Source organism: Mobilicoccus pelagius NBRC 104925 (assembly GCF_000247995.1).
Taxonomy (GTDB): Bacteria; Actinomycetota; Actinomycetes; order Actinomycetales; family Dermatophilaceae; genus Mobilicoccus; species Mobilicoccus pelagius.
Genome location: NZ_BAFE01000068.1, coordinates 22,234 through 33,405, shown reverse-complemented (window position 1 = coordinate 33,405; position 11,172 = coordinate 22,234). Strand labels below are relative to the sequence as shown.

Below are 11,172 nucleotides of genomic sequence, written 5' to 3'. Positions count from 1 at the left end.
ACGGCGGCGTGTCCCCGGTGTCTTCCGCCTGGAGATCCACGAAATCTCGACCCCGCGGAAGCCAGGACACACCAGACGCAGGATGCCGCAGCGTCGGCTGCCACGAGGGACTCGGGTACGGTCGGGACGTGGCACGTATCGACTACATCGACGACCCCAACGCCCCCGTGATCAACAGTGTCGTTCCCTCTGTCGTCGCGATCGTCCGTGATGACGAGGGGAGGATCCTGCTGATCCACAAGACCGACAACGAGAAGTGGGCCCTGCCCGGTGGTGGTCACGAGCCCGGCGAGTCCATCATCCAGACCGTCATGCGCGAGGTCAAGGAGGAGACGGGCTACGATGTCGCCGTCGAGACCCTCACCGGCACCTACACCAACCCTAACCACGTCATGGCCTACGACGACGGCGAGGTGCGCCAGCAGTTCTCCCTGGCGTTCCGCGCCAAACTCATCGGCGGCCACCGCGCCACCAGCGACGAGAGTGACTCGGTGGAATGGGTCGCACGCGACGACCTAGCTGGCCTCGACATGCACCCGTCCATGCGGCAGCGCATCGACGACGCTCTAGCAGATGGTGGGCCATTCCTCCGGTAGCCCGAGGCGCTCCTTCGCCCTCGCCGAAGAGGCCAGCAGGAACGGTGTCGAGCGCGTGACCGCCTCATGCACCGGGTCCCCGTCCTCGTAGCGACTGAGGATCTCGGCAATGCGCCGCGAGTCCAACACCGCCGTGCCATCCGGCCCCGTCGCCAAGTCCACCATCGTCAAAGCGTCCAGCTCCACCTGCTCCGGTGCCTTGAAGCCGGTCAAGTCGTCGATCAAGCCCCGTTGTTCGGCCTCGAACCCCGCGCCCGTGTGCCAGGCAACCAGGCGCACGATCTCGTCGTCGATCCCCAAGCGTTCGAGGTGCCTCGCGCCGTCAAGGGGATGGAACCCCGTTTCCCGGATCCCGGCCCCGTACCCGACGTCATGCAGCCAGACCGCGACAGCCACCCGCTCGGACAGGCCGGCCCGCTGCACGAGCTCCTCCGCAGTACGCCCCGCGGCACGCACATGCGCCCACCGCGGCATGATCCCACCTACCAGCTCCCGTGCCAGCGCCTCAGCCTCACGGACCGTCGGCATCATCGCTCGCCCTCCCGATGCACCCGTGATCGTGTCGGCGCGTGACCCTCACGTGCCCCCTTCCGGCGACGTGCATCTCCCGCCCCACGGTATCGACCCATCCAGTCCCCGCTCTTCACCGCATCTCGCCGTCCGCCACCGAGATGTCGCGCCGTGAGAACTTTCCCTACTGATTCAAGGCGCCGCTGACGCGGCGCGGTTGGCTGGGCGGGGCCGGGTGGGCTGCGCTGCGGCCTGCGGCCGTTCTCGCCCACCCGGCCCCGCCCTGCCACCGACTCATGCGAAACGGGCGCTTGAACCCAGTCATTGAGGTTCAAGCGCCCGTTCACTTCGGAGGGCGGCGGCGGGGCAGGTCAGGCGGCCGGCTCACGTTCTCTTGCCGGGCTTCGCAGCCTGGACCCGCGCACCGACGCAGTTCGCCGACGGTCGCCCGTCATGTCCCGGCCCCGGGATGGTCGGCGAACCGCGCCGGACTGAGGCCAGCCATGCGCGCTTAGACAGCCCGCCCGGTTGTGGCACATTTGTGGCACACAAGGTGGAGAAACACCCTCGTTCCACGTTAGACAACGAGAGTCATCCGTGCAGGTCAACCAGCCTCCACATGTGGCCACAGGCCCCTTCGATGGCACTCCTAAAGCGGGTGTCGCAGGTTCGAATCCTGCCGGGGGCACCGTGGGTGCGACGACGGGGCACCGCCGGACGCAACACACCCTGGAACGATGCGCGAGCGACGACGGGGCATCTCGGCCCCGCGTCACAGCGCTCTGGGCCTCTACCGATCCCGCGCGAGCCGCATCACGTCCGCACGACGTACAGCTGCCGTTCCTTTCGCTCTCCCCACACCTGTGCGTGGTAGGGGCCGGTTCCTCCTGCGGTCCACGGCCCGTGGCCGGGCGCGGCGTCGTGGTCCGCCGACAGGTCGTCCCACAGCTCGGCACAGTCCTGCTTCGAGACGTCGCGTGGCGCGGCTCCGGCGCAGTCGTGGACGCGCACCCACACGTCGGGATCGTCGAGGAGCGCCTGGCGCGTGTCAGGGTGACGCCGTCCTCCAGCACACGGTACGTGGACCCGTGCGGCGGGGCCGCCGTGCCGTTGGCCACCCGACGCTCCGACAGCTCACGGTTCTTGCGCGTCTTCGATCGCGCCGTCACGTCTCCTCGTCTTCGCGAGCACGCGGAACCGCCTCAAGAACTTTCACCCCCACCACGAGTCGCCCTCATCCCCAGGCGGATCCACCGTCGGCCATCCCGGCGGCCCCACTCCACGCCCCGGCGGGCCCCCCCAAGGAGCACCGCCGCCAGGACCTGCTCCGCGGACGCAGAACCCCACTCCCCTTCACGACGCGCGGGGCGCCCACTCGCACGATGCCCCGACGATCAGGTCCACACGACGTGCCGTGACGCCGCGGAAAGCCCTGCCGATGCCGCCTCCGGCGACGGGCAGAACCCGCCGCGCCTGTTCGCGCCGCGTCCCCTCCGCCTCCGTGGTGATGCGACGACGAACGGGATGCCCCGGCGCATCCCGGTCACCTCGCGGGTCCCGCCCGTCCGACCGCCGTCATCCCGCCTCGCCGACTAGGCTCGACCCATGGCGAATCCTTCTCAGTCCCTGTCCCGCGACATCGCGGCCGAACCGACCCGGGTGTGGTCGGTCCTCACCGACCTGGAACGCGCCCCCGAGATCCACCCCGGCGTGAGCGCCGTCGAGAAGCTCACCGACGGCCCCGTCCGCCTCGGCACGCGCTGGCGCGAGACCCGCGCCGCCACCGGCCGCGACGAGACCCACGAACGCGAGGTCGTCGAGCATGAGGCCCTCGGCCTCCTCCGCATCGCCGAGGGCGAGGGCAAGACCCGCTCCGTCACCACGTACACGCTCACGGCCCTCCACCCCGGCACGCGCCTCACGGCGAGCGTCGACGAGGAGGCCACCGAGGACGCCGGCACCCTCGCCAAGATGGCGATGAAGGTCATGGCCCCCGTCGGCCAGCAGCTCGCCAAGCGGTCCCTCACTGCCAACCTCGACGCCATCGCCCGCGCCGCCGAGGCCCGCGCCTGACCCGAACGACTCCGAGACCCCACCCCACCCGATCCGCCATGGATCGGGAGATCTCGACCCCCACGCCTGGCCAGCCGGCCCAGCGTGGACGGGCGGATCGCACGGGGGTGAGGCCTCGCGTCGCCCATGGGCCGCGCGATCATCTCGCCGGCACGACGGCAGAGGCGCTGAGGTCAAGGCCCACGGGCGAACGCGCCGCCGCCCGTGCCGCCGCCGAGGCCGCCCGCGCACCCGGCCCCCTGCGTCAGCGGTCGGTGAGACCACCCGGACGCGGCGACGTACCCGACCCCGGATCGCGTGGGATTGCGGTGTCGTCGAGTGCGTCGCCCCCGGGATCCACCGTTCCGCTGCGGGCCGCCACGACGAACGCGACCGCGGCGGAGGCCGCCGCGAACCCGACGAGCACCCACGCGAACCCGCCCTCGCCGCCGAGGAGGATCATGCCGAGCCCCGCGACGGCGACGAACGCGAAAGCGCCGCCGACGACGAAGGCCCACAGCCGAGGAGTGAGCATCGCGGGCTCTCCTTGAGACGGGGACGAAGACGAGGACGCCGCGATCCTACGCACCGCGTTCGCCGTCGCCACCCGCGTTCGCCGTCGCCACGACGTCGCCGGACCCGGCATCCGGCTGGTCGCTCACGCCTCGACGACGCGCCGCCTCACCGCGCAGTGCCCCCATGGGCGCGGCGCCTCGGCCCCGACCCCGCCGTCGCCCTGGTGGCGACGCCTGGCCTCCGCCCCGCGGCGTCGATGCGATGATCCGCAGCCACGGGACCGGACGGCGGGCGGTGTCAGACCTGGATGACGTGCGCGTCGGGGATCGCCGCATACCGGCCGGGGGTGCACGTGAGCAGGATGATCTGCGCATCACCGCCGACGAGGGAGAACGCCGAGCACACCCGCTGCAGTCGGCCGGGATCGGAGTACCCCATCGCGTCGTCGAGGATGACCGGCGCACCCTGCTCCGGGTCGACGAGCGACGCGCACGCGAGGCGCGACAGGATCGACATCTGCTCCTTCGCCCCCGAGGACAGCGCCTCGTACGGGATGCGCTCCTCCCCGATGAGCCGCGCGTCGATCGTGAGCCCCGGCCCGATCTCGACGTCGAACTCGGGCCCGTACACGACCCGCCCGAGACGGGAGACGGCCCGGCCGAACGGCTCGACATAGGCGCTGCGCACCTCGTCGCGGTGCCGCGTCAACGCCTCGACGAGGGTGCGCGCCGCCTCCGCCCGACGCCGCAGCCCCGCGAGGGTGCGTTCGGCGCGGGCGACGGCAGACTCGGCCTCCGTGAGACGTTCCGCCCTCCCCTGCTCACCCGCATGGCGAAGGCGCGCCTCGATCTCGAGTCTCTCGTCACGCGCCTGACCGAACCGCCGCCGCAACGACGCCGCGGCCGCGGACGCCCCCTCGAGACGGACGCGCAGGCTGTCGGGGTCGTACCGGTCGACCTCCGCGGCGACGTCGGACTCTCTCGCCCGCGCCTCCCCCAGCGCTGCCTGCGTGTCGACGACCCGCGCGGCGAGCGCCTCGTCGGATTCCCGCTCCCGGGCGGTCGTGAGTCGCTGCGTCGCCTCGGTGAGCCCGGAGCGTGCGGACTCGACACCGACCTCCGCCCTCGCCGCCCGCAACCGCGCCGCCTCGACCGCGGTACGGAGGACCTCGATCTCGGCCTCCGCGGCCGCGATCTCCTCCTCCACCGCCTTCTCGCGGGCGCGGGCACGCGATGCGACGGCGCGCAGCACCCGCTCCGGCGCGTCGTCGGCGGGCACCGCCTCGTCGGGGTGGTCGGCGTCGGCGGTCGCGAGGATCCATGCGACGACCCGCCCCGTGAGTGCCTCGTCGACGTCGGCAGGAACGGAATCCCGCAGTGTCGCGAGGACGACGTCGCCCTCGTCGAGGCCGTCGACGTCCTCCTCCACGTCCCCCGCCACGGCGGCGTCGTTCACGGCGGCGGACGGTTCGTCGCTCGTCGTGGCGGCGCCACGAACAGCACGGGCCTCGCGCTGCGCGTCCAGACGTCGGGCGACGAGTTCGACGACGTGGGCGAGGAGCTGATCCCCCCGTTCGCGGAGCGAGTCGACATCGGACCCGCCGAGGACGGCCCCGACCTGCGCCTCGACCTCCGCGCACCGGGCCTCGAGATCGGACGCGCGTTCCGCTGCCGCCCGCGCCGCGGCAAGGTCGGCGACCCCGGCCGCCGCGAGCAGGTCCGCGAGCTCGGCCTCCGCCCGGGCGACCACCTCGGCGCGGTCGACCGCCCCGGCGGCCGGTTCGATCTCGATGCGGACGCGGCCGGGAACTTCGAGGGACGTCGTCGCCCCGACGACCCCGTCGACGGCCTCGGCGAGCGTCGTCTCCTCGCCGTCGACGAGGACGGTCTCGCCCTCCGCCAGCGGGACGACACGCCACGTGGGACTTCCGGCCCGCCACTCGGCGCGGGCGATCTCGACCGCGCGCTCCGCGGCCTCGAGCCGCGGCAGGGAGGCCTCGAAACGCGCGCCCCGGGCCGCTTCGCGCGCGGCCCGTCGTGCGTCGACGACCTCGTCGAGTCGGGAGAGCCGCCCGGCGAGAACCGTGAGGTCGGCGAGATCCGCGACGAGCGCGATGTCGGATTCCGCCCCGGACGCCGCACGCCGCGCCTCCCGCTGCTGCGCCCGCGCCCTCTCGGCCGCGTCGAGGGCGGCCGTGAGTCGCTCCTGCCCCGGGTCGACCTCGGCGCGGCACCGTTCGAGCTCGGCCTCCGCCTCGGCGAGGGCACGGTCGAACCCGTCGATCTCGGCGACGAGCTCCTCCCTGCGCCGCGCGGTGTCGAGGGCCGACTCGTACGCCTGACGTGCCATCGCCGTACGGGTGGCGAGGTGCTCCGCCTCGCGGACGACCCGCTGCGCGACCTCCCACTGCTCCTGGAGTTCGGCCTCCGTCGCCTCCCCCGCCTCGAGCTGGGCGGCGAGCCGGTCGAGTTCGTGGACGGCCGTGGTGTGACGCGCGACGTCGTCAGCGACCTCCCGCACCGCCGCCGCGGCCTCGTCGCGGGCGGCCCGGGCGGCGTCGAGACGCGTCTCCGCCTCCCGGTACTCGCCGGTGGGGCGCCCGGTGGCGGTGAAGAACTCGCGATACACCCCCTCCGCGGCCTCGAGGATCGAATCGCCCTCCCCGCCCGCGGACCCGGCCTGCCCCGCGGCCTCGTCGAGAGCGGCGGAGAGAGCGGTGCTGCCGGAGAGGTCGGTGGCCGTGAGCGGCGTGGCCTGCATGAGACGCATCGCCCGCCACAGATCCGCGTCCGTCGTCTCCTCGAGGATCTCGCGCACACGGTCGTGGGCGGCGGCGCCGGTGAGCTGCTCACGCCGCGGCGCGTGCACGGTGAGCACCGTCGACGGCTTGCGGAACCACTGCTTGCGGTACGTGAACCGGTAAGGGCCACTGCTGATCTCGGCCTCGACGGCACTGCTCACGTCGAGCCCCACGGGTCGCATCGTGAGGACGTGCCGCTTCTTCGAGGAGTCCTTCTCCTCGAAGAGGAGGTCGAGGGCCTCGATCATCGTCGTCTTGCCCGCCTCGTTCTCACCCTCGACGACGACGATGCCGGAGTCGGGAAAGACGATCTCGCGGTCGGCGACGCCCTTGACGTGGGTGAGGACGATGCGGTGCAGCCTCATCGTGCCGCCCCCAATCGGTAGAGGAGGGCGAGCGCGTCACGGGCGGCCGGTTCACCCTCGCCGCCGCGCGCCCGCTCGAGGAGTTCGGCGACGGCGTCGTCGACGAACCCACCCACCCCGAGATCGGCGAGCTCGTCCCCGTCGACGTAGACGGCGACGTCGTCGTGCCCCGTCCACGTGAACCGGGCGGCGAGGCTCTCGTCCCACCGCTCGAGGAGGTCGTCGAGGCGGGCCTTGTCGGCGAGGGAGAGGGTGCCGACGAACGCCGTGCGCACGACCGTGCGGTCCTTGGGGTCGATCGCCGCGAACTCCGCGTCGAGCGCGTCGAGGTCGTCGGCGGTGTCGAGGTGGCGACGCATCGTCGTGAAGGTCCACGTACCGACGTGGTGCGGCCGCGCGGCGTGCATCTCGGTGTCGACGTCGACGACGAGGACGTCGCCGGGGATGTCGTCGCGGAACGCCGTGACCTCGGGCGACCCCGAGTAGTGGATGCGCCCGCTGCGCCCGACGGACAGACGCGAGTGGCGGTCGCCGAGCGCGACGTGATGGATGTGACCGGCCGCGAGCGCCTCCTCGAGCCCGGCGAGGGAGATGCGGGCGGGGTCGTCCTCGTCGGGGCTGAGGACGTCGATCGGGCCGTGGGCGAGGAGGATCCGCGTGACTCCCGGCTCCGGATCGTCGACCTCACGGAGCACCTGCGCGGCGAGGTCGGTGAGGGCGGGCTTGTGGAACCACGGCGCCGCGACGATCTCGACGCCCGTGGCGACGCGGTGGATCCCCGCCCGGTCGAGGACGACGACCCCCGGAGGGCACGCCCGCCGGAACGCGGCCGAGGTGTAGACGGACGCCGCATCGAGCGTGTCGTGGTTGCCGGGCAGGAGGTAGACGGGGCAGCCGATGCTGCCCATCGCCTCGAGGGACCGCGCGATGGTGCGGGTGGAGACGAGGTTGGACTCGAAGACGTCGCCGGCGACGACCACGAAGTCGCAGTGCTCGGCACGGGCCACCTCACCGAGGGCACGGACCGCATCGATGCGCGCCGCCGTGTAGCGGGCCTGCGCCTCACCCTCGAGGAAGTGCCGCGTCATGCCGAGCTGCCAGTCGCTCGTCTGGAGGAACCTCACCACCGTCGCCACCTCCTCGTCTCGATGCACCGGGGCCGCTCCCCGCGTCATCGGCGGCACGGGCCCCGACAGGGCCGCCCCGTCACCCCGGCGTCGGGGATCCGGGAGGGCCCGGCGATGTCGTGCCTCCGATGCGCCCCAGGCTAGTGGCCGCCACCGACAACCCTGCCGACCTGGTCGTTCACCGGCGATGCGGCACGACGCACGGGAGGCGGGGAGTCGGGGAGTCAGGGAGTCAGGGGCGCCCGTAGGTGACGTTCGACGACCAGATCCGGTGGAGCCCCGTCGTGCGGCCCGTGCGTGGCGCGTCGTACATCTTCCCGTCGCCCGCGTAGATGCCGACGTGGTGCGCAGGGGTACCGAAGAAGACGAGATCGCCGGGACGCGGATCACGCACCCGCGTCGTCGCCCGCTGCTGCTGCGCCGCCGTGCGCGGCAGGGAGACCCCGGCCTTGCGGAACACGTGCTGGGTGTAGCCCGAGCAGTCGAACCCCCGCGTCGACGTGCCGCCCCACACGTACGGGATGCCGGAGAGCGACCCCGCGATGCCGAGGACGTCCTTCCTCCCCTGGTCCTGCCGCGTCGTCCGCGACGCCTCCGGGGCCTTGCGGGGGGACCGCCTCTTCTCGACGGGCCGACGGGGCTTGGAGGGAGACCTCGTCTCGCGTCCTCGGTCGGGTGCCGTCGACGGACGATCCGGCGTGCGGTCCCGGCGCGGTGCCTCGTGCCCCTCGCGCCTCGCCTCGGGACGTGATGCCCGCTCCGGCTTCTGCGCCCGCTCGTGCTCGTGCTCCTGACGGGCGGCGTCGTGCGGCCTCTGCTCCCACTCGGAGTCCGCCGCCGCGTGCTCCTCCCCGTCGGCGCCCTCGCGACCGTCCTCGGCCCGACCACCCCCCGCACGTCCCGCGTCGCGGCCGTCCGCTGCGGGGCCGTGCCCAGAGCGCTCCTCGCCGGCGCGACCGCTTTCCGCGGACGGTCCGGGCTTCTCGCCACCCCCGTTCCCACCGGCGTCCTGCGGGAGCGGGGTCCCCGTCGGCGTGGACGGCGTGGACGGCGGCGCAACGGCCACCGGCGGAGGCAGCGACGCGCCCGGCAGCGAGGACACGGGGCCGGGCTCGGCGGGCCGAGGTTCGGCGGGGCGTGGCGCGGTGAGATCGGGTTCCCAGCCGGGATCCTCGGCGACGCGGCCGGGTGGCGCGGGGTCGGCGAAGGCCGAGGCGACGGCGGCGTTGAGGAGTCCCCCGGTGAGGAGGACGAGGGCGCCTGCCTGGGCGGCTCTCACACCACGGTGCGTGCCGGGGACCGGTGTGGGTCGATGGCGTCCGACGTACGGCGTCGTCATGTCTGCCCCTCGCGCCTCAGAACGCCCGGTCCGAGCGACCCTGGCGGGGCGCCCGTTCCATGCGGCCCGTCGAGCGGCGTGTGAGGACGACCGCCCTGCCGAGGCGTGACGCGCTGGATCCGGCACCGGCGGCAGGACGGGCGGGCCCGGTGCGGAGTCGCCGACGGAGGGCGACGCCCGCAACGTATGCGGGCGGCACGATCACCCGCGGGCGTCGCTCATGCCCCTGGGGACGTCGAGGGGGCGCAGTGCCGACCTGGGGACGAGCGGGTCAGGCGCGGCGACCGAAGAGGTGGCTCGCCGCCTCGCGGTCGAGCGTCGCCTCGGCGGCGGGCCCGGCGAGGGTGACGGTGTCACCGGCGACGGTGACACCGACCTCGGCTCCGGGGACGATGCCGGCGTCCTTCATCCGTTCGAGGAGCTCGTGGTCGAGCTGGAGCGGTTCGCCGATGCGGTCGACGACGAAACGCGCGGCGACGGGCTCGGCCATGAGAGAGACACGCACCTCACCGGTGTCGGCGGGCGGGAGGCCGAGCTCGTCGAGCCCGGGAACGGGGTTGCCGTAGGGGCTCACGTCGACCTCGTCGAGGAGACGGACGATCTTGCGCTCGACGCGCTCGCTCATCACGTGTTCCCACCGGCACGCCTCGTCGTGGACGTACGGATACTCGAGTCCGATGACGTCGCTGAGCAGTCGCTCGGCGAGGCGGTGCTTGCGCATGACGCGCGTGGCGAGCAGCCGACCGGACTCCGACAGTTCGATGCTGCGGTCGGGGCGGACGGTGAGAAGCCCGTCGCGCTCCATGCGGGCGACGGTCTGCGACACGGTGGGGCCCGAGTGTCCCAGCCGGTCGACGATGCGTGCGCGCAGCACCGGAATCCCCTCCTCCTCGAGCTCGAAGACCGTGCGGAGGTACATCTCGGTGGTGTCGATCAGGTCCGTCACGTCTCCAGCATGGCATCCCGCACGGCCCAGGAGAACCGGCGACCGCCCTCGTTCCTCGACGCCCACGCGGGGCGCCGGGAGCGTGCCGCATTCCCTCGGCCCGGGCGGGCACGTCCCCATCCTCCGCCGCCCGTCCGCACCACATCCCTCCCGATCCGTGAAGGTCTTGTGCGGAGGCGTCGGGGAGGCCTACGATTCGACTAGGCGGTCGTCGGTGCGGAACCCCCGACCGTACCGTCGTCACACACCGCCCATGCATGACACCGACACCCCCTGGTCGGTGATCCGCGCCAGCTTCCCCCGGGCCGCCGCGGAGACGGCGAGACCGTTCCCCGACGGTCTCGCCGTTCGCACGTCCGGGCCCGTTCCCTCCCCCATGTCGTCACGTGCCGGTGTCGGCGGCAGGCCTCCCGAGAGCCGTGCGGCGCCACCACTACGCTGGCCCGACACCCCCGCCCCTCCAGGAGGCCCGCCGCATGTCCCGTGAGAGCTCGGTCCGCGCCCTCGTCTCGTTCGGCGTGAAGTACGCCCCTCTCGCCTACGAGGGGCTGCGCCGCGGCAAGGGGCCCGCAAAAGAGTTCGCCGACCGGCAGGTGAGCCGCCGCACCGCGCGCTCCATCGCGTTCGAGCACGCGGCGCATCTCGTCGACGGGTCGGTCCTGCCCGTCTACGACGGGGACGTGCGCGTGTGGGTCGTCTTCAGCGGCGACCGGCCGGTGGGCACGCACCCGGTGGTGAACACCCCCGTCGCCGAGCTGCTCGCCCACTACGACCTCGACAAGCGGATGCGTCCGCACGAGACCACGGGTCGGCGGGGTCTGCGCCGTCGCGGTCGTTCGTCGTCGACGTCCGGGCCGCAGGACGCGATCGAGGCGCCGCGGGCGACGGGCGACGACCGGCCCGGCGCCTGAACCCCCGGGA

Annotated in this window: 10 protein-coding genes; 3 read left to right on the top strand and 7 right to left on the bottom strand. The window is 73.1% G+C overall.

The window, feature by feature from the left end; translation table 11 throughout:
* The first annotated feature begins 128 nt into the window (after positions 1-128).
* A complete protein-coding gene (locus tag MOPEL_RS10480) occupies positions 129-596 on the top strand; it encodes an NUDIX hydrolase (RefSeq protein ID WP_009482881.1) in 468 nt (155 codons plus the stop codon).
* Here the strand turns inward: MOPEL_RS10480 and MOPEL_RS10475 are convergent.
* Together MOPEL_RS10475 and MOPEL_RS10470 are read right to left on the bottom strand one after the other, a co-directional pair.
* Positions 567-1,127 (bottom strand): HD domain-containing protein, encoded by a 561-nt coding sequence (locus MOPEL_RS10475; protein ID WP_009482880.1) that lies wholly within the window; start codon positions 1,125-1,127, stop codon positions 567-569. The genes MOPEL_RS10480 and MOPEL_RS10475 overlap by 30 nt on opposite strands.
* 792 nt (positions 1,128-1,919) lie before the next feature.
* A complete protein-coding gene (locus tag MOPEL_RS10470) occupies positions 1,920-2,123 on the bottom strand; it encodes a hypothetical protein (RefSeq protein WP_009482879.1) in 204 nt (67 codons plus the stop codon).
* Between the two features lie 588 nt (positions 2,124-2,711).
* On the opposite strand from MOPEL_RS10470, the gene MOPEL_RS10465 reads away from it, so the two are divergent.
* The gene (locus MOPEL_RS10465; RefSeq protein WP_009482878.1) at positions 2,712-3,179 is read left to right on the top strand and encodes an SRPBCC family protein; all 468 of its coding nucleotides are present in this window, start codon (positions 2,712-2,714) and stop codon (positions 3,177-3,179) included.
* A 244-nt stretch (positions 3,180-3,423) separates the two neighbouring features.
* On the opposite strand, the gene MOPEL_RS10460 is transcribed toward MOPEL_RS10465, so the two are convergent.
* From MOPEL_RS10460 to MOPEL_RS10440, 5 genes are all read right to left on the bottom strand, one after another.
* A complete protein-coding gene (locus tag MOPEL_RS10460; RefSeq protein WP_009482877.1) occupies positions 3,424-3,693 on the bottom strand; it encodes a hypothetical protein in 270 nt (89 codons plus the stop codon).
* A gap of 278 nt (positions 3,694-3,971) precedes the next feature.
* Positions 3,972-6,839, bottom strand: a complete 2,868-nt coding sequence (locus MOPEL_RS10455) for an AAA family ATPase (RefSeq protein ID WP_009482876.1) — start codon at positions 6,837-6,839, stop codon at positions 3,972-3,974.
* Positions 6,836-7,966 carry a metallophosphoesterase family protein gene (locus MOPEL_RS10450; RefSeq protein WP_009482875.1) on the bottom strand — a complete coding sequence of 377 codons (1,131 nt, stop codon included), beginning with the start codon at positions 7,964-7,966 and terminating at the stop codon, positions 6,836-6,838. The genes MOPEL_RS10455 and MOPEL_RS10450 overlap by 4 nt, the downstream gene beginning before the upstream one ends.
* Positions 7,967-8,198: 232 nt before the next feature.
* Positions 8,199-9,245, bottom strand: coding sequence for an NlpC/P60 family protein (locus MOPEL_RS18155; protein WP_083841833.1), 1,047 nt, complete (start codon positions 9,243-9,245; stop codon positions 8,199-8,201).
* 331 nt (positions 9,246-9,576) lie between these two features.
* Complete coding sequence (locus MOPEL_RS10440; protein ID WP_009482873.1) at positions 9,577-10,251, bottom strand: metal-dependent transcriptional regulator; 675 nt, start codon at positions 10,249-10,251, stop codon at positions 9,577-9,579.
* 476 nt (positions 10,252-10,727) lie between these two features.
* Between MOPEL_RS10440 and MOPEL_RS10435 the strand changes: the two genes are divergently transcribed.
* Positions 10,728-11,162: a hypothetical protein gene (locus MOPEL_RS10435; protein ID WP_009482871.1), complete on the top strand. Its 435-nt coding sequence runs from the start codon at positions 10,728-10,730 to the stop codon at positions 11,160-11,162.
* Positions 11,163-11,172 lie beyond the last annotated feature (10 nt).

What these genes read in the sequence shown, in the direction of transcription:
- MOPEL_RS10460 (WP_009482877.1), bottom strand. Translation starts at nt 3,693, where the DNA reads ATGCTCACTCCTCGGCTGTGGGCCTTCGTCGTCGGCGGCGCTTTCGCG.
- MOPEL_RS10435 (WP_009482871.1), top strand. Translation starts at nt 10,728, where the DNA reads ATGTCCCGTGAGAGCTCGGTCCGCGCCCTCGTCTCGTTCGGCGTGAAG.
- MOPEL_RS10455 (WP_009482876.1), bottom strand. Translation starts at nt 6,839, where the DNA reads ATGAGGCTGCACCGCATCGTCCTCACCCACGTCAAGGGCGTCGCCGAC.
- MOPEL_RS10475 (WP_009482880.1), bottom strand. Translation starts at nt 1,127, where the DNA reads ATGATGCCGACGGTCCGTGAGGCTGAGGCGCTGGCACGGGAGCTGGTA.
- MOPEL_RS10465 (WP_009482878.1), top strand. Translation starts at nt 2,712, where the DNA reads ATGGCGAATCCTTCTCAGTCCCTGTCCCGCGACATCGCGGCCGAACCG.